The organism is Epilithonimonas caeni DSM 17710 (genome assembly GCF_000426465.1).
Classification (GTDB): Bacteria; Bacteroidota; Bacteroidia; order Flavobacteriales; family Weeksellaceae; genus Epilithonimonas; species Epilithonimonas caeni.
The window spans coordinates 377,371-396,588 of the sequence record NZ_AUFK01000013.1; the positions used below are offsets into that span (position 1 = coordinate 377,371).

General features: G+C 37.6%; 17 protein-coding genes. 6 read left to right on the top strand and 11 right to left on the bottom strand.

What is annotated here, in order from left to right:
* Window positions 1-33 precede the first annotated feature (33 nt).
* The 4 genes from porD to bamD all read right to left on the bottom strand — a co-directional run bounded on the left by porD (window position 34) and on the right by bamD (window position 3,680).
* The gene (porD, locus tag K319_RS0107290) at window positions 34-939 is read right to left on the bottom strand and encodes a type IX secretion system protein PorD (protein WP_027383060.1); all 906 of its coding nucleotides are present in this window, start codon (window positions 937-939) and stop codon (window positions 34-36) included.
* A gap of 91 nt (window positions 940-1,030) precedes the next feature.
* Entirely contained in the window at window positions 1,031-2,224 is a 1,194-nt protein-coding gene (gene coaBC / locus K319_RS0107295) for a bifunctional phosphopantothenoylcysteine decarboxylase/phosphopantothenate--cysteine ligase CoaBC (RefSeq protein WP_027383061.1), read from the bottom strand.
* 104 nt (window positions 2,225-2,328) lie between these two features.
* The gene (locus tag K319_RS0107300; RefSeq protein ID WP_027383062.1) at window positions 2,329-2,652 is read right to left on the bottom strand and encodes a DNA-directed RNA polymerase subunit omega; all 324 of its coding nucleotides are present in this window, start codon (window positions 2,650-2,652) and stop codon (window positions 2,329-2,331) included.
* Window positions 2,653-2,687: 35 nt separating this feature from the next.
* Entirely contained in the window at window positions 2,688-3,680 is a 993-nt protein-coding gene (bamD, locus tag K319_RS0107305) for an outer membrane protein assembly factor BamD (RefSeq protein ID WP_027383063.1), read from the bottom strand.
* Between the two features lie 212 nt (window positions 3,681-3,892).
* Here bamD and lepA point away from each other — a divergent pair, with 212 nt between their 5' ends.
* On the top strand, window positions 3,893-5,689 hold the full coding sequence (gene lepA, locus K319_RS0107310; RefSeq protein ID WP_027383064.1) for a translation elongation factor 4: 1,797 nt from the start codon (window positions 3,893-3,895) through the stop codon (window positions 5,687-5,689).
* A gap of 48 nt (window positions 5,690-5,737) precedes the next feature.
* Here lepA and K319_RS0107315 read toward each other — a convergent pair whose 3' ends face one another.
* The gene (locus tag K319_RS0107315) at window positions 5,738-6,226 is read right to left on the bottom strand and encodes a YdeI/OmpD-associated family protein (RefSeq protein WP_027383065.1); all 489 of its coding nucleotides are present in this window, start codon (window positions 6,224-6,226) and stop codon (window positions 5,738-5,740) included.
* A 52-nt stretch (window positions 6,227-6,278) separates the two neighbouring features.
* Here K319_RS0107315 and K319_RS0107320 point away from each other — a divergent pair, with 52 nt between their 5' ends.
* A complete protein-coding gene (locus tag K319_RS0107320; protein ID WP_027383066.1) occupies window positions 6,279-7,991 on the top strand; it encodes a M14 family zinc carboxypeptidase in 1,713 nt (570 codons plus the stop codon).
* Between the two features lie 102 nt (window positions 7,992-8,093).
* On the opposite strand, the gene K319_RS0107325 is transcribed toward K319_RS0107320, so the two are convergent.
* A complete protein-coding gene (locus K319_RS0107325; RefSeq protein WP_027383067.1) occupies window positions 8,094-9,221 on the bottom strand; it encodes an endo-1,4-beta-xylanase in 1,128 nt (375 codons plus the stop codon).
* A 473-nt stretch (window positions 9,222-9,694) separates the two neighbouring features.
* Window positions 9,695-10,345 carry a hypothetical protein gene (locus K319_RS0107330; RefSeq protein ID WP_027383068.1) on the bottom strand — a complete coding sequence of 217 codons (651 nt, stop codon included), beginning with the start codon at window positions 10,343-10,345 and terminating at the stop codon, window positions 9,695-9,697.
* 146 nt (window positions 10,346-10,491) lie between these two features.
* Between K319_RS0107330 and K319_RS0107335 the strand changes: the two genes are divergently transcribed.
* The gene (locus tag K319_RS0107335) at window positions 10,492-12,351 is read left to right on the top strand and encodes a M1 family metallopeptidase (protein WP_027383069.1); all 1,860 of its coding nucleotides are present in this window, start codon (window positions 10,492-10,494) and stop codon (window positions 12,349-12,351) included.
* Window positions 12,352-12,459: 108 nt separating this feature from the next.
* Entirely contained in the window at window positions 12,460-13,218 is a 759-nt protein-coding gene (locus K319_RS0107340) for a type III pantothenate kinase (protein ID WP_027383070.1), read from the top strand.
* On the opposite strand, the gene K319_RS0107345 is transcribed toward K319_RS0107340, so the two are convergent.
* From K319_RS0107345 to K319_RS0107360, 4 genes are all read right to left on the bottom strand, one after another.
* Window positions 13,219-13,650, bottom strand: coding sequence for a nucleoside deaminase (locus K319_RS0107345; protein ID WP_027383071.1), 432 nt, complete (start codon window positions 13,648-13,650; stop codon window positions 13,219-13,221). It lies immediately after the preceding gene.
* Complete coding sequence (locus K319_RS0107350; protein WP_027383072.1) at window positions 13,650-14,075, bottom strand: RrF2 family transcriptional regulator; 426 nt, start codon at window positions 14,073-14,075, stop codon at window positions 13,650-13,652. The genes K319_RS0107345 and K319_RS0107350 overlap by 1 nt, the downstream gene beginning before the upstream one ends.
* A gap of 104 nt (window positions 14,076-14,179) precedes the next feature.
* A complete protein-coding gene (locus K319_RS0107355; RefSeq protein ID WP_027383073.1) occupies window positions 14,180-15,697 on the bottom strand; it encodes an SGNH/GDSL hydrolase family protein in 1,518 nt (505 codons plus the stop codon).
* A 14-nt stretch (window positions 15,698-15,711) separates the two neighbouring features.
* Window positions 15,712-16,938, bottom strand: a complete 1,227-nt coding sequence (locus tag K319_RS0107360) for an OmpP1/FadL family transporter (protein ID WP_027383074.1) — start codon at window positions 16,936-16,938, stop codon at window positions 15,712-15,714.
* A 377-nt stretch (window positions 16,939-17,315) separates the two neighbouring features.
* Here K319_RS0107360 and ricT point away from each other — a divergent pair, with 377 nt between their 5' ends.
* Both ricT and K319_RS0107370 read left to right on the top strand, forming a co-directional pair.
* On the top strand, window positions 17,316-18,758 hold the full coding sequence (ricT, locus tag K319_RS0107365; protein WP_027383075.1) for a PSP1 domain-containing protein: 1,443 nt from the start codon (window positions 17,316-17,318) through the stop codon (window positions 18,756-18,758).
* The gene (locus tag K319_RS0107370; RefSeq protein ID WP_027383076.1) at window positions 18,751-19,212 is read left to right on the top strand and encodes a gliding motility lipoprotein GldH; all 462 of its coding nucleotides are present in this window, start codon (window positions 18,751-18,753) and stop codon (window positions 19,210-19,212) included. Before ricT ends, K319_RS0107370 begins: the two co-directional genes overlap by 8 nt.
* The last annotated feature ends 6 nt before the right edge of the window (window positions 19,213-19,218 follow it).

The window sequence follows — 19,218 nt, forward strand, 5'->3', positions numbered from 1 at the left end:
TTTAATTATTAATCGTCAATTATTAATTAAAAATTATTTCCATTTGTCCCACTTGGTGTCGATGTCTTTTGGAGAGAAGGTACTCATCAAAGTTTTAAGCTCACTGATGTTCACAGATGTATTAGGTCCGCTGTTGAAAATGTTGAAAATCTCGGTGCTTTTTGTTTCCATGAAAACGCCGAATGGGTAATTCATCTGGAAATTATTATCATAGAACTTCAACTGCATAAGAGATTCTGCGATAATTTTTTTCGCGGGGTTTTGGTCTTGTTTGGCCAGATTGTCCAGACCTGATCTATGATAACTATAGTAAACCGTCCTAAGTGTAGATGTATTTTCATTCTGCAGACCACTTATCAGCGCACCTCTGTTTCGTTGACTTTCCACGGCATTCCAGCCACCATAATTTTGGTTTTGTGCGTTTTGCGAGATCTTGAAAGCTTTATCGAACCATGGCTGTCCGCCTTTCAGCTGGAAACTGTCTCCATCATAGCCCAAGATCACATAAACATAGAAGCTGATCACATCAATAAGATTTTTACCGGAAAATTGTCTTTCGTTGAAGATAAGGTTCTCGTTCTCATTGTATTCGAAAGCAAAATTAGTGTCATTCACATTGATCAGAGGCGATTCGTACTGGGAGTTGAAAACAGGTCTGGTTGCTTGTACGACAATTGACCCTTTGAAAGCATTGTTTGCGGTCCGTTCAGAAAGTACTATGGCAAAATTACATTTGATCTTTTCGAAGTTCTGAAGCTTTTTTCCCGTCCAGCTCGTATTGTTGATGAAGTCGCGTAAGGATTTTTCGAGTGTTCTGAAAACCTGTGTGTTACTTCCTTGGATTTGTTGATTGTTGATCTGTACCGTTGCTAAAAGCTCTTGTGAGAAGGTATTTTGAGCGAAAAATAAAGCACAGATTATATAAAGTAGTTTTTTCATTCTTATAAAAGTGTCTGTAAAAATAAGGAATCTTTGTTAAAGTTCAGAATCTAAATTCCGATAAGAACATAACGGGTTTTCGGTTATTTTGTTACAATTTTTGCTCAATAAAATTTAATATGTCATTAGCAACTTCTTCTTTTGATTTCAAATCGAAAGAATGTTCCTCGGTTGGCGTGAATATTTTGATCTTATTTGTCGGATTCGCAAAACCGGCGCCTTCATCACGAAGCGAATTGAGGATGATCATGTCCAGATTTTTCTTGATCAATTTCCCTTTTGCATTCTCTTCCTCATTCTGGGTTTCTAAAGCAAATCCAACCAAAAATTGATGAGATTTCTGCTCTCCCATTGTTTTAAGAATGTCCTTGTTCTTGACCAATTCTATTGTCAGTTCATTTTCACTTTTCTTTATTTTTTCAGTTGCTTTTACTTTTGGGGTGTAATCGGCAACGGCAGCACTCATTATTGCAATATCTACGTTTTCATAATATTTGAAGACTTCGTCAAACATTTCCTGAGCCGAGGTCACTTTATGAAGTGTGATATTTTTATCATCTACTTTTTCAGAAGACGGACCGGAGATCAATATGACCTCTGCTCCTTTTTTGGCTGCTTTTTTTGCAATTTCAAACCCCATTTTCCCAGAAGAATGATTCCCAATGAACCTTACCGGATCAATGTTCTCATAAGTAGGGCCAGCGGTGATGAGGAATTTTTTCCCTGCGAAACTTAAACCATCATCAGAAAATTGATCTTGTAAGAATTTTAAAATTGTTTCGGTCTCGGCCAATCTGCCTTGTCCGATCAATCCGCTTGCTAACTCACCAAATTCTGCCGGGATGATTCTATGTCCAAAACTTTCTGCAATTTGAAGATTCCTTTTTACAGTCGGATGTACGTACATATCGAGATCCATAGCTGGAGCAACAATAACGGGACATTTTGCCGACATATAAACTGCCATAAGAAAATTGTCACAGATTCCGCCGGTTATCTTGGCCAATGTGTTTGCTGTGCAAGGTGCGATCAGTATAATATCTGCCCAAAGTGCCAACTCTACATGATTGTTCCAGCTTTTATGCTCGTCATAAAAATCAGTGAAGACGTCGTTTTTAGAAAGTGTAGAGAGTGTAAGCGGCGATACGAAATCTTCTGCCGATCTTGTCAGGATAACTTTTACTTCCGCACCATTTTTGATAAGGTCCCGAACAAGATAGTTCATTTTGTATGCAGCGATTCCTCCGGTGATTCCCAAGATGATTTTTTTGCCTTGCAAGCTCATTTTTGCCTTTGATTTTTATTAACGAAAGTATTAATAATTTTATTAACAAAAAAACCATCTCATTATAGAATGAGATGGTCTTTGTCTTTTATCGATAAGCAGAATTAGTTTCTTTCTTCTGTTTTTCTAAAATATATTTCATCGTCCAACCATTCTTTGATGGCGATAGAAGTTGGCTTTGGCATTTTTTCGTAATGTTTAGAGATCTCTATTTGTTCTCTGTTTTCGAAAACTTCTTCCAAAGTTGAATTGTGAACAGCGAATTCGTCTAATTTGCCATGCAGTTCAGAACGGATCTCAGCATTGATCTGCTCTGCTCTTTTGCCCATGATCACGATAGCCTCATAGATGCTACCTACTTTTTCTTCGATCTTGTCTTTGTCGTAAGTGATCGTACTTATTTCTGCTTTTGTATCTTTAACACTCATATGGCGAAATTATTTTGGGATTGCAAATATACTAATTATCTTTTAAATTTGAAAGTAGCTTGAGGTTCAGGTGAATTGATCTTTGCACTGTCCCTTCTTGTTTGCTCTGCAGCCTTTTGTAGCTCCAGTTGATTTTTTTCCTGGGCTAGATCTTTTTTCTCATTTTCTTTAGCCTCAGCATTCTTAACCTTAGCTTCGTACTCCGCTTTTCTTTTTTCTACCTCTTCCTGTAATTTGGCGAATTTTACTTTCTCTGCTTCTAGCTTTATGTAAAGGTCATCAGCTGTTTTAGAATATTCGGAATTTGGAAGCTCCGCACTTACTCTTTTTGCATAGGCTGCCGCAGCGTCTAATCTTTCTTTTTTCAGTTCATAAACAGAATTGACGGCCAGTTCATATTTGGATTTTAAAGAGATGTCATAGATCTTTGGTCTAAGCTTGGTCGCCGGAAAATCTTCCAAGACATTTTCAAAAGCAACAGAAGCCGCTTTGTACTCTCCCATTTTGAAATATTGTTTAGCATTTTCAAATGCTTTGAACTCTAATTTGTAAGTTAACTCGTCAATTAGCTGGTTGATATTCTTAGAACGCTCAGAATCAGGATAATCATTGATGAAACTTTGTAGTTCGGTGATCGCAGATTCCGTATTGCTTTGATCCAAATTGTACTGTAGGGATCCTTCATAATAACAAAGCGCAGATAAGTAAGCTGCCTCCTCTTTTCTTGGGTCCTGAGGAAAACTTATCGCAAAGTTCTTGAATTGATTGGCAGCCAATCTGTAGTTTTTGTCATAATAATTGGCATACGCAGAATTGAAAACCACATTAGGGGCATCATCTGTACCAGCTACAAGATTGGGTAGTCTGTCATATAAGGCCAGAGCGTCTGCCCATTTCTTTTTTGCAAACTTTTCATTGGCCACTTTTAAGATAAAATCCTTGTCGGCACTCTTCATCGCCTGATCCATTTCAGTTTTGCAAGACAGCAAAAACATAGATAATACTACTAAACTGATATATTTCTTCATAATTCCGAACAGAATAATTCTGCTTGCTTGATTCTAATTAATTTGCAAAAATAAAACTTTTTTCTCCAATCTATTTTTTTTATGAAAGATTAACGTTTTTCGCTGAGATTTATTTAAAGACCTTTCATATTTGAAAACTTTAGGGTCAATTGCGATTCTAATTTTCGGACTATTGATAAATAATGTATTTTTGCAAATTACAAAGATTTTAAATGAAAAACATCAGGAATTTCTGCATCATTGCACATATCGACCACGGTAAGAGTACATTGGCAGATCGTCTTTTAGAATATACGAACACGGTTACGCAAAGAGAACTGCAATCTCAGACGCTGGACGATATGGATCTTGAGAAGGAAAGAGGAATCACGATCAAGTCTCACGCAATCCAGATGGATTATGAATATAAGGGAGAAAAATATGTTCTTAATCTTATCGATACGCCGGGACACGTAGATTTTTCCTACGAAGTTTCCCGTTCTATCGCTGCTTGTGAAGGTGCACTTCTGATTGTGGATGCCGCACAAAGCATCCAGGCACAAACAATTAGTAATTTATACCTGGCATTGGAAAATGATTTGACGATCATTCCGATCCTGAATAAAATCGACCTGCCTTCTGCAAACCCTGAAGAAGTAACCGATGAAATTATGAATCTCATAGGTTGCGACTACGAAGACGTCCTTCGTGTTTCTGGAAAAACGGGCGAAGGTGTTCATCATTTGCTGGAGCAGATCGTGGAAAGAATTCCGGCTCCGGTTGGAGATCCTGATGCTCCACTCCAGGCTTTGATATTTGATTCGGTTTACAATCCCTTCAGAGGAATAGAAGCATATTTCAAAGTCGTGAACGGAAGTATTTCTAAAAACGAAAAAATCAAATTCTTTGCTACGGGTAAGGAATACGGAGCAGATGAAGTTGGAACTCTGAAGCTGAAACAAGTTCCAAAGAAAACTGTTGAATGTGGAGATGTAGGATATTTGGTTTCAGGGATCAAAGATGCGAGAGAAGTAAAAGTAGGAGATACTATTACTTCCTTTAATAAGCCTGCTGCAGGACCGATTGAAGGTTTTGAGGAAGTAAAACCAATGGTTTTTGCAGGTATTTATCCAATTGATTCTGAGGATTTTGAGGAATTAAGATTCTCTCTAGAAAAATTAAGATTAAATGATGCTTCTCTGGTTTTCGAACCGGAAAGTTCGGCAGCACTTGGTTTTGGATTCCGATGCGGTTTCCTGGGAATGCTTCATATGGAAATCGTTCAGGAACGTTTGGACAGAGAATTCAATATGAACGTGATCACTACAGTTCCGAACGTGTCTTATCACGGATTTACCAAAAAGGACCCAGAAACTGTTATCCTTATTAATAATCCGTCCGAGATGATGGATCCTACGACAATGGACCGTGTTGAAGAACCTTTCATCAAAGCTTCAATCATCACAAAATCTGACTTTGTAGGTTCTGTAATGACACTTTGTATCGAAAAAAGAGGCGAGATCGTCAACCAAAGTTATCTGACTTCCGACAGAGTAGAATTGATTTTCAATATGCCTTTGGCAGAAGTAGTGTTCGATTTCTATGACAGATTGAAGTCTATCTCCAAAGGTTATGCTTCATTCGATTATCACCCAATTGGTTTCAGAGCTTCTAAGTTGGTGAAAATGGATATACTCATCAACGGGGATATGGTAGATGCACTTTCTTCATTGATACACGATTCCAACGCTTATCATATTGGTAAAAAAATGTGTGAAAAACTTCGTGAACTGATTCCGAGACAACAGTTCGATATTGCCGTTCAAGCGGCTCTTGGAACGAAAGTTATTGCGAGAGAAACCATCAAAGCTTTGAGAAAAGACGTTACCGCAAAATGTTACGGAGGTGATATTTCCAGAAAACGTAAACTTCTTGAAAAGCAAAAAGAAGGTAAGAAAAAGATGAAGCAGATTGGTAGAGTAGAAGTTCCGCAATCAGCGTTTATGGCAGTTTTGAAGTTGAATGATTAATTATCAGTAATTTAAAAATATAATCCACAGAATTTTCTGTGGATTTTTTTATTTAATCTTTCTTCCGAAAAAAGTAATCTCTCCATTCAGATGACGGATGATTTTTGCAATATTATTGTCAATGCTTTTTTCTGTTTTTAAATTATTAATGTAGCGAATCAATTCTTTTTTGTGGGAAGGATTCAGATTTTCAAAGATTTTCAAAGTTATAGGATTGCCATAAATAGCTTTCTCCAATTTCGGATGAATAAGTTCCTGTCTTTCAGATTTATCAAATTCTAATTCCACCTCAATAGTTTCTCCAATTCTTTTGGGTGCATTTTCAAGCATTTTCAAATTGATATACAATCTCCATTCCCCGGAATATTTCACAAGTGTTTGAGTAAACGCCACACCATTTACTTTCCCTTTAACAGAAATTGGACTCTTGTTTTTTCCAGAGATTTCGAAGATTGTATTCAAAATATCCTCCGGAATAAACACGAATGGATTAATTCCAATAATATCGAGCTTTGCAGAAAATTTTTTATTACCCATTTAAGATCCTAATTTAATAAAAATTAATCATTCAATTTCCTAGATTTGTACTATGAAAAATCTCTCCATCCTATTCATCCTAATTTCTGTTTTTGGTTATTCTCAAATCCTCACACCTTACGAAAAAGGCAACGGCAATCAAACCACAACGTTTGACGAGATGCGAAAATTCTATCAGGAATTATCAAAACATTATCCATCGATCAGTTATGAGACTAAAGGCGAAGATGACAATGGTGCGCCAATCGATGTTGTGATGTTTAATCCAACAAAACAAAGTTTCGAAAAAGCGAGAAAGGGAAAATCGGTTTTGTTTGTGAATAACGGTATTCATCCAGGCGAACCAGACGGAATCGATGCAACAATGATGCTGATGAGAGACTTGGCAACCGGAAAAATCAAAGTTCCTAAAAATGTAATCATTGCCGCAATCGCCAGCTATAATGTCAGCGGAATGATGAACCGAAGCAGTTTTTCCAGAGCCAATCAAAATGGTCCGGAAGAATATGGTTTCCGAGGCGATGCTCGAAATTACGATTTGAACAGAGATTTCATCAAAACAGATTCAAAAAATTCCAGAAGTTTTCAGCAGATTTTTCAATGGCTGAAACCGGATGTTTTTATTGATAATCACGTCAGCAACGGCGCAGATTATCAATATACTTTCACTTATATTTCGACCAACAAAGAAAGATTAGGAAATGTTTTGGGAAATTATTTCAATGACGAAATGCAGAGAACGCTTCTGAAAAATATGGAGAAAGAAGGTGTGATTTCTGTTCCTTATGTCAACATCCATGGCGATGTTCCGGACGGAGGTTTTCCGGCTTTTGTGGATTCGCCGAGATATGCGACGGGTTACACGACTTTGTTCAATGCCATCGGGACGGTTGTGGAAACACATATGCTGAAGCCTTACAAAGACCGTGTGAAAGTGACTTACGATTATATGGTTGATAATCTGAATTATATCGATCAAAATTATAAAACCATTCAACAGAAAAGAGCCGAAAATCTGAACCAATACAAAGTCGGAAGCCGATACGCTTTGGCCTGGAAACTCGATTCTACAAAATATGAAAATATTGATTTCAAAGGTTTCGAAGCTAAATATAAACCAAGCGACGTTTCCGGAAAAACCAGACTTTGGTATGATAGAAACTCCAAATTTTCAAAGCCTGTCAAGTTTTATAACACTTACGTTCCGGCAAAAGAAATCACGATTCCGAAATATTATGTCATTCCTCAATCCGAATGGAAAATCATTGATTTGCTGAAACTCAACCAAATCAAAATGACGCCGATAAAACAGGATTCTGTGATTACAGTGGAACAATACCGAATCAAAGATTTCAAAACTGTTCCGAATCCTTACGAAGGTCATTATCTGCATTACGACACATTTGTAACCAAAGAATCCGGAAAAACCAAATTCCGAGCCGGAGATCTCCTCGTTCCACTCAATCAGGATGGCGTGAAATTTCTGTTAGAAACTTTGGAGCCGGAAGCGGTGGATTCTTACTTCAACTGGAATTTCTTTGATGCGATTCTGGGTCAGAAAGAATATTACTCGGCTTATGTTTTCGAAGATACAGCGAGCAAACTTCTGAAAGACAATAAAGCTTTGAAAACCGCTTTCCAAATGGAAAAAGCGAATAATCCTAAGTTTGCCGATGATGGACAAGCGCAGTTGGATTGGGTTTACAAACATTCTGACTATTACGAAAAAACACATCGTCTTTATCCGGTTTTTAGAATTAATTAAATTTGAAAAATAGGATAATTCTCTCACAGATTAAACTGATTTGGCAGATTGAAATTGTTCAAAATCTGCCAAATCAGAAAGAGTTAAATTCATTAACAATATCTAATTTTTCGGAACGTCAATCACTTTTTGCAAGGCTTTTTTCGGGTTCCCATTTCTGTCCCAAAGCAAGGGGTAATTGGTTCTTCCGGGAATTGGATAATCGTTTTTCCAGGACATTTCGTCTTTCATTCCCCAGGTTGTCACACGGTCCAGCTTATCTCTTTTGTTGTAGAAGATTTGGTACAGTTCCGCATATCTGTCAGCCAGTTTATCATCGATTTCTTTTGGAAGTCCGTTTTGGTAAGGGTCGAGAAATGTTTTGAATTCCTCATTTTGAAACTGCTTGTGCGTAAAAACCTGTCCAATGATCTGGCCTTCCTTCGTCACGGGCAAAACATCCACATCGATTTCCGTAATCATCACTTTTATTCCGCATGCAGCGTACGCATCAATTGCGTCTTCAATATATTGATTTTTAGGATAATCCAATCCCCAATGGCCTTGGATTCCGATGCCGTCAATCCGGATTCCGGCCGCTTGTAGCATTTTTACCATTTGTACGATGCCTTTTACTTTTTCCGGTCTCCAGGCGTTGAAATCGTTGTAATACAATTCGGTGTTCGGGGAATATTTCGCAGCGTATTGGAAAGACAATCGCATCAGCTCGTCGCCATCGCCAATACCTTTTACCCATCCTTCGTTACGGTAGCTCCCATCATCATCAATCACCTCATTCACAACATCCCAAGCTTGTATTTTTCCTGCATATCTTCCTGCAACCAGTTTGATGTGGTCGTGCAGACGCTCTTTAGTTTGTTCTTTGGTTTTTGGAGTGCCGTCTTCATTTTTGAAGAACCAGTCAGGGGTTTGATTTTTCCAAACCAGGGTATGTCCAACGATGAACATATTATTTTTCCTCCCAAATTCCACAAAAGCATCTGCCTGCGCGAAATCGAATTTCCCGGGAAGCGGATTTACGACTTCGGCTTTCATACAGTTTTCCGGCGTAATGGTGTTGAAATGCTGCAGTACAATATCCTGTTGTTTTTTATCTTTCCCCGTCACAATGTCATTGTTGACAGCCGTTCCGATTTTGAAAGCTTTGGAATAAGCCTCTTTGAATTTCACTTGCTGAGAAAAACTAACGGAAGAAATTACAACACTAAATAAGATAAGGTACTGTTTCATAAGCTCGAAAATTGATTTAACTAAATATAGAAAAATAAAATAAACGTGAAATTGACATTTATTCTAATGAATGAAATGACTAATCGTTCTGATAGATAGAGTTTTGTGAAATGTTTTTTAATAATTTATAGGCGGTTTCAAAGTTCCCGAAAATCATTACTGACAATTAAACAAATTTTGATTTGGGTCAATCCAAAGTCGAGTTTGATTTGCTTTGAATTGTTGAAAATTATGGTAAGTCTTAATAATAAGGAATTTTATTCGGGCAGCTTAATCCGCCTTCCGCTCCCAAACCTAATGAAGTGGTTCGACGAAGTCAATCTTTTCACTCCACTACGTTGCGTAAAAAGGATTTCCGCTCAAGTCGGGCTGCGGATTCAACGTAAAACAATAGTCTGCATAAAACAGATTTTTGTCATTCCGTAGGAATCTAGATATAATTTTTTAAAGATAATTAGAATTTTCAGTTGCGTTTATAACTTTTTATAATTCTCAATAAAAACCTCTACATTATTTGTGCATTTTTTTAAAAAATCGATTACATCATATTCATTGTCTTGAAATTTGATTGTTTTTTCGTTTATAACTTCAAATAATAATTCTGCTTGAGAACTTTCATATGATACCTTATCATCTTTTATTCTGAAGTTTTTAAATGAGACGTCACCAATAACCAAATTTCCAATATTTACTTCAGAATTAGTGGAAAGTATTAATCCTGGAATATTGATTCCTTTAGTTTCTGTTTCAATTGTTTTAAGCAATTTTTTGTGCTTTGCTTCATTCGTTAAGTTACAAAGGTCATAAAGCCAATCATCATTTGCCTTGTAGTTTTGAATGCTTTCTAATAAATTGAAAAGGTCTGGTTTTTCAGTGGATAGTGTTGGGAAATTTTTTTTCATTGATTCTAAAAAACTAGCTTTATCTTTTGAAAAGGCATAAGGAAAATAAACTTTGGATTTAGGATTATTTAAAGTTTGATTAAATTCTTGAGCCACATATTCTAATGTACTTCTTAAATTTTCCAGATGATTTTTAATATCTACTTTGGAACATTTTACCTCTTTTTCAAATTTTTCAATTGAAGCTTTACAGTGCTCCAATAATTCGTCATAATCTTTCATTGTTTTGTAATTTTAGTGAAAAGTAAATATACAAACTTCCCCAACAGATTATAATCTTAAACTCTCCACAACTTGCCATTAACCAAAAACTTCCTATTTTTGGTAAAATTATTATCAACAAACCGTTTAGGTTTAATCATAATCCTATGAAAAAACTAAAAATATCTTTTTTCTTTTCTCTCTTTTCTTTCATCCTATCGGCTCAGCAAACCCCATATTATCAGCAATATGCCAAATATAAAATGGATATTGATGTAGATGCTGCCAATTTCACCTATCAAGGAAAACAGACTGTGGATTACAGAAACAATTCTCCGGACGAGCTGAAAGTCGCTTATTTCCATTTGTATTGGAATGCTTTCAAACCGGGTTCTATGATGGACCAGCGTGTGCAGTCTCAAGGTGTGAATGCGGATGGAAGATTGGCAAAAAGAGTCGGGAATACAGTGGTTTCCAGATTATCCGAAATTCCGAAAAATGAAGAAGGCGCACAAAATATCCGTTGGATCAAGCAAAACGGAAAAGATTTGAAATTCGAGATTCAGGGAACTGTGATGAAAGTTTTTCTTGCTGAAACAATCAAACCAAATTCTTCCACCACTTTCACAATGGAATGGGATGCCAATATCCCGATGCAAATAAGAAGAGCCGGAAGAAACAACCGCGAAGGTGTCGATATGACAATGACACAATGGTACCCGAAAATCGCCGAATATGATTATGACGGCTGGGCGGCTTTTGATTACGTGGGAAGAGAGTTTCACGCACCGTTTTCTGATTATGAAGTGAATATCAAAATCGATAAAGATTATGTTATCGGAGCCGGTGGAAATCTTGAAAACCCAACAGAAGTCAAAGGTTATGACAGCAATGCGGTAATCAAACCGGATATTTCGAACAAAGTAACCTGGAAATGGACCGCGAAAAACATCTTAGATTTTGCCTGGGCTGCTGACAGAGATTACACCGTTGAAAGTTTCCCGATTTTGGATGGTCCAAAAGTTTATCTGGTATATCAAAAATCTGAAAAGACAAAATACTGGTCAGAGATGAAACCATACATCACAAAGTATTACCAACTGATGAATGCCACTTTCGGACGTTACAAATGGCCGAGCTATTCATTCATTCAGGGTGGCGACGGCGGAATGGAGTATGGAATGTGTACTATGATTTTGGGCGAAGCGACAAGCTTGGAAGGTCTCAGTGGACTGATGTTCCACGAAGGCGCACACTCCTGGTTTCAGCAGATATTGGCGACCAATGAGAGTGTAAGACCTTGGATGGATGAAGGCTTTACGCAGTATGCAGAAGATTTTGTGTCTTACAGATTATTCCCGCCAAAGGAATCACAACCAAATCCATTTGTTGGTGCAATCAAAGCTTATGTTAATTTCACAAAATCCGGGAAGGAAGAACCTGCAGTTTGGTTGGGTGACCATCACGATAATGGCACTGCTTATACTTACGCAAGTTATATCAAAGGTGAAACGTTTTTGGTCGAGTTAGGTTATATTGTCGGAGAAGAAAATCTCAGTAAAATTATGCTCAAATATTATGACGAATGGGCAATGAAACATCCTACGGAAAGAGATTTTATCCATATTGCACAGCTGGTTTCCGGAATGGATTTGAAATGGTTCCAGCATTATTGGATAAATACCACAAAAACAATCGATTACGGAATCAAGAATGTGAAATATGACCCGGAATCAACGACGATTACCCTAGTAAATAAAGGCGGCATTCCAATGCCGATCGATTTCAGTATTTTGACTAAGGACAAAAAAGTCATCAACTATAATATTCCATTGAACCTGACCAGAACTTGGAAAACGAAAGATATCTACGGTAATATCCAGACCTTGCCTTTCTGGGCTTGGACGCAGCAGGAATACAGCTTTACGATTCCTTACACCAAAGCTCAATTGTCTGCAATTGGAATTGATTTCAGCCAAAGATTAGCGGATGTGAACCCTGAGGATAATTATCTGGAAGTAAAATAAAAATATAGCAATGTAATTATTTAACAATGTACCAATGTCAACTGAGTTTAAGATTTTCAAATATTGGTAAACTGTTAAATTTATAAATTGGTAAAATTAAACGAAGCAATGAACTCCATCGTAATCAATATAGGTAATACCAATATCCGTTTCGGATTGTTTGATGATGACAATTGTGACCTGTCTTGGGTTATCAACACAAAACCTTACAAAACGACAGACGAATTGTTTGTTCAGATCCTGATGCTTTATCAGACCTATAAAATCGAGGTTGATAAAGTTGATAAGGTCATTATAGGTTCCGTGGTTCCCCAATTGACAAAAGTGGTGGCGAGTGCCATCAAGAAAATCCATAACAAAATCCCTGTGATCGTGGATAGAAATACACCGTCCGGCGTCATTCCGAAATCAAAACAAATGGGAACCGATATCTATGCAAACCTCGTTGCGGCACATAATCTCTATCCAAGTCAAAAGAAGATCATCCTAGATTTTGGAACAGCACTCACTGCAAGCTGCCTGGCTGAAAATGGAGAAACATTAGGCGTCATCATTGCTCCCGGAATTGTAACTTCACTCAATAGCTTAATAAAAGGAACGGCACAATTGCCGGAAATAGAATTGGTAAAACCGAAATCAGTTTTAGGACTGGATACCATCAGTTGTATGCAAAGCGGAATGGTTTACGGCTTCCTCGGGATGGTGGAAGGTTTTATTGACAGGATCAATAATGAGGTTGATGATAAATGTTTCGTTATTGCGACTGGAGGTGTAAGTCATGTTTACAAACCTTTAACGGATAAGATCAACATCGGCGACAGGCTTCACACTTTGAAAGGATTATATTTCTTGGCGAAGGATCTGTGATTATCTTTTATTCCTAAAAAAAGTTTTCACAATTTCCGAACATTCATATTCCTGAATTCCAGTTGTGACTTCGGTTTTTGGATGAAGAGATAAACCTTTGTTGATGAAACCTCTCTGTTCATCTCTCGCACCAATCACAACTCTTGAGATTTGAGACCAGGCCAAAGCCCCGGAGCACATCACGCAAGGTTCCAAAGTGACATATAAAGTACAATTCTGCAGATATTTCCCACCAAGAAAATTGGCAGCTGAGGTTATGGCCTGCATTTCTGCGTGGGCAGTGACATCGGTAAGCGTTTCTGTAAGGTTGTGAGATTTGGCAATAACTCGGTCATTGGACACGATAACGCAGCCAATCGGAACTTCGTCTTTTTCTAAAGCGAATTGGGCTTCCTGCAAAGCCATTTTCATAAAATATTCGTCGGTAAACATTACAGCGGACAATTTTCAGACTTTGTCATATCAGCAATGCTGGTGTCTAAAATCGGAAGCATATTATCACGAACATTTATTAATAATTTTCGGATGCTGCAAGTGGCTTCATCTGTGCAGTCTGCACATTTTTCATAAAAATTAAGAGAAGCACAAGGCAACATTGCAACCGGACCGTCCACAATCCGGATAACATCCAGAACTTTGATGTCGGCCGGGTCTCTCATAAAAGTATAACCACCTTCAGCGCCTCTTTCGCTTTTCAAAATTTTATTTTGCTTCAACTCACGAAGGATCTGCTCAAGGAATTTGAGCGGAATACGTTCGTTCTCCGATATTTTTTTCGCAGAAAATAATGAAGCATTGTTTGTCCTATTCAGGAAAAGCAAAGTTTTGATAGCGTATTTGACTCTTTTTGAAAGCATACTGTAAAAATAATCAAATTTTTATATTGTGAAAATAATATTCATATTCAAACAAAAACCACTCCTAAAAAGAAGTGGTTTTTATTATAATTTCTATTTCTAAACTACGGGAATTTCACTCCGTTATAAGAGTTCGGACTAATCATCGGAAGATTAGATTTGTATTTTAGGTTGATTGCTTTCAGGAATTCGTTGGCAATGATTGCATATCCTCTTCCGGTTGGATGTACGCCATCTAATGAGAATGCTCCCCCGGTTACAAATGTCGAAGTGTATTTTACTCCGTCCCATTGGATTCCCGATGTAGAGTTAAGTTCAATCATTTTGGCTTTCGCATCTACTAATGCTAGACCATATGAAGAAGCTAAGCTGGTAATAGATGTGTTATAAGCATCAACTGCAGCGGTTACTAAAGCAGCTTCTGCTTTTGTTAATACGTATTGATTTTCTAATGGATAAGATACTCCATTTACATTGATAGCTGCCGGAGCACTTGCGTTGGGTTTTGCAATAATCGAGCTAGCAGGCAATAATACATAGTCTTCAGAAGTTGCTTGTCTTGCTTGCCCAAAAATCTGTCCGAATGCAGCAGCTGTGGCAGCTCCTAATGAAGGCGTAAGTGCGGCAGTAAGTTGAGCAGATAAATTAGTTAAAGAAGTATCTTTAATAAGAACAGGGTTAGCTGAAGTTGAAGATAATAGATTAATTCGGTCTCCTGCTCCAAAAGCTGTTAAAGCTTGTTTTAATGGTCCATATAAGCTAGTATTCAATGTTGCTAGATTAGCTCCCAAAGCTGCAGGCGTTAATGGATTATACGGAACGGTTGTAAAATAAGGGACCGAAGAAACATAAGGGATATTTGCTATCACCCCTTTCGTTGCTCCAACAGATTTTAAGCCGTCAAGTACTCCTTTTATTGATGCTGCAACTACATTAGGATCAGAGATATCATTTGAACCATAGGTAGCCGGATTGGTATTTCCTTTTTGGTCAACACCTAATCCGCCAGTTGTTGCATAACTTAGCACATCGTTTGCCCCAATCCAAAGAGAGAAGAATGTTGGTCTTTGTGCCATTGCATCTGCTAATACCGAAGTTGAAGAAGAAGTTGCAAATCTTACGAAATAAGGATTGGCTGCTCCAACTGAAAGATTAGCTGCGCTTCCATATCCAGGGGCAACTAGGTGGAATGATTTTGCGCCGGGCACTCCCATATTCTGATATGGTCCACCAGATGTAATATTGTCCAATGCCGCCGCAGCCGCAGATTGAACCGGAGATAAAGAACCTGATACAACTTGTAATGTATATTTTCCCCCAAAACCCGGAAGTCCAACAAACCCACCAGTATTATTTGGCATCATTGGTTGCTTGAATTCTCCGCCACCAGCTAACTTCATTTGCATAGCGAGCATGCTTGGATATGATTCGTTTTGTCCATCTATATAAAGTGCTCCATCTCTATAACCCGATGTCAGGGAGTTTCCTAATGATACATATTTGGAAAAATTGGCTTCTCCCGACGTTACAACCACATCTTCCGTGCTGTTATCAAAATCTGTTTCACAACTTGCTGTCAATAAAAGTGTTGCAGCTAATGTCGATATATATAATTTTTTCATAATAGATTCAATTTTTAAAATGCGTTGTAAGATAATCCTAAACCAAAGTAAAACACATCAGCTTTTGCCTGTCCGGCGAAGTTGTAATATGCATTGTTGAAAGTCCTGCTTTTCGGCATTGCATAAGCTCCGGAAATATCCACACCCAACTTGTTGAACTTAAGTCCGATACCTCCTGTTATCACGTAATTGTCAAAAGAAGGCGTTTCTGGGATGAAATCTTTATCAGCATAAGGAGATTGGTCGTAATACCAGCCTAATCTACCTGCGATCATATCATTGAAGATATACTGAGTTCCGATACGCACACTTGAAGTATTTTTGAAATTCTTAGGTGTTACCAAAACTGTCGGGTCGTTTGGCTGGTTACCCGCTGCTACGTTTTCAAAATCAAGCGTTAGTTTATTATACCTTTCCCAGCCATGATAGTTGTAATCTGCAGAGATTAACCATTTTGGTGTTATTTTATAGGTTGCTCCCAGAGTAATTTCATCTACCAAAGGAAGAGTGGCTTTGAAATTGTCTGAACCACCATTAAAGTTTGGTGCCAATGAGGAAGGAACCATGAATGTTGCTTTCCCTTCCTTGGCCTTCATGTCAACAGGCGAACGGTATGCAACGCTCACATCCCATTGGTTGTCTGGCTGGAAATAGAACCCAAATCCGAAACCGTGTCCTGTAGCTTGGTCATCTAACAGATTAAGCTGTCCATCATATTGAGTTAAGGCTTTTGTCCAGTCAACTTTACCTTTTGCATAGATATAACTTGCTCCAAAAGATGCCCAAGGTGCCAATTTTACAGAAACCATTGGTTGGAAAAAGTAACTTTTCAATTCTAACTTCTGCACCATTTCTTTGCCTTCCCAATCGCTCGGCCACTCGATAGTGCTTCCGAAGGGAGTTGAAAAACTGAAACCTACAGAAAGGTTGTCTAAAACCTTGTAAGCTACAGCTGCATAAATAGGTGTTCCTAGTGGATTGTCTGTTTCAGACTGCTGCAAAGTACTTGTGTTTTGGAATGTTATCTTATTTGATATACCGAATCCACCTGCAGCTACGCTCAACTTCGAAGGGATAAAGGAAATACCGGCAGGGTTGAAAAATGCAACACTTGCGTCCTCGGCGTGAGCACTGGTATGAGCCATTGCCAACTGCTTAACACCCTGAAGAGATACTCGGAATCCTCCTGCGTATGCCATTACACCGGCAGCCAATGCCGTGGTCATTAAAATTCGTCTCATATAATTATTATTAATGTTCCAAATTTATAATTATTTTAATAACAATTAGAAAAAAACATAAAAAAAGTTAAACATTGCTATTCTAAGAATAGTTGTTTAGTCTATTGTCATATTTAATATATTGATAATTAGATATTTGTAATAAATATTTTGGTAAAATTTAATTTAGTTTAATTTTAAACAATATAATGTAAACCATAATAAATAGTTGGTTTTCGTTTTGTGGATATTTTATTTTTTAGTTGTTTTGTTTGTTATATTGTTAATATTAATCAGATATTAACTTAAAATTAACAAAAAAATTTTTTTAAAAGATATTATCGTCAAGCTTAAATAAAAATTATATTAACTTTGCAATCAGACATAAAAAATAAAATATGAGTTGTGGATGTAAAACATCCGGCGATTCTTCCCATTCTTGTGGCACAAAGACCGCTAATGGGTGTAGTAGTGTAGATACCTGCGGGAATAGTTATAAATTAAGTGTTTTTGACTGGCTTTCTGATGTTGATCCATCAAGATCGAAAAGCTCTGAATATGTGGAAGTTCGTTTTAAAAACGATCGTAAATTATATTATAAGAACGTCAACAACCTGCCCTTGCATATTGGTAGCATCATTGCTGTAGAATCTAGTCCGGGTCACGATATAGGAGTGGTGAGTCTTTCGGGAGAACTGGTGAAGATCCAGATGAAAAAGAAAAATGTCCCCGAAGACCATGCGCTAAAAATCTATAGACTTGCCAGTCAAAAAGATATAGAGACCTGGCAAGACCTTAGGAAAAAGGAAAATGCGATTAAGATAGAGGCGCGCAAAATAGCTTACGGTCTTAATCTTGAGATGAAGATCACAGACGTAGAATACCAAGGAGACGGGTCTAAGGTTACGTTTTACTATACAGCTGATAATAGGATCGATTTTCGTCAACTGATAAAGGAATATGCTTCTAATTTCCGTACAAAGATCGACATGAAGCAGATCGGATTCCGTCAGGAGTCTGCAAAAGTAGGAGGGATCGGGTCTTGTGGAAGGGAACTTTGCTGTTCTTCTTGGCTTACAGATTTCCGTTCGGTCAATACCAATGCGGCAAGATATCAGCAATTGAGCATCAACCCTCAGAAATTGGCAGGGCAATGTGGAAAACTGAAATGCTGCCTGAATTACGAGTTGGATAGCTATCTGGACGTCCTGAGAGATTTCCCATCATCAAGTACAGTTCTGAATACGGAGAAAGGAAGGGCTTTTTGCATCAAGATCGATGTTTTCAAAAAGAAAATGTGGTTTGCTTATGTGGAGAATTCTATGGCTTGGTACGATCTGGACATCTTCGAGGTGAAGAAATTGATTGTCATGAATAAAAATGGCGAAAAAGCACCAGCTTTGGAGGATTTGAAAGTTGTGGATAATCCTTTGGTAACTTCTGACCTGATACAGGAAAATAGCGTCGATCGTTTTGAGAAGAAATTTAAAAAATCAAGAAACGGCTCAAATAGAGATAGAAATCCAAAACAGTCTGACAATCGGCCAGCGAGATCGCAGGAGAATAAAAATCCACGCCAGACAGATAGCAGGAATCGTTCTAATGAGCAAAAGCCATCAGAGAATAAATCAACGGCCTCAAATGGCCAAGTTGCGGACAATAAAAATCCAAAGCAAAATCATAACAGAAATCGTCCAGGCGGACAAAAACCTGTAGAAAACAAGGTGACATCTCCAAATATTCAGACGACTGATAATCAATCGCAGGAAAATAAAACGCATAAAAAACCGTTCAAAAAACCGAAAAAGAAAACGCCGCCTAAAAATGAAGGTAATGCTTAGATTATTAGTTGCTTTTGTGTTGTTTTTCTCTCTAATTTCGTGTCAAAATGATAATGAAGAGGTTGTGGTGAAAGATGTTGGCAACAGCTGGAAAAAAAATGACTTTAAGAGCCTTGACTTTAATATAAAAGATTCCCAGGATTCTAAAGATCTTGTATTTGTTATCAGGAATAATAATGCATACCCTTATAGTAACCTGCGTCTGATAGCTAAGGTAGAGCACGGTAAAAAAACTGTTTCCACAGATACGCTCAACTATATTTTGGCTAAACCTAATGGAGAATGGATAGGAACAGGATTTGGTGATACCAAGGAGACTCTGTTTCAGTATAAGCTCAATTATAGATTTCCGCAGAACGGTAATTATTCTGTAAAAGTTGTTCAGGCAATGAGACGGAACATATTGCCGGGAATCGAAGATATAGGAATTAAAATTCAAAACTCAAAGCCTTGATTTATT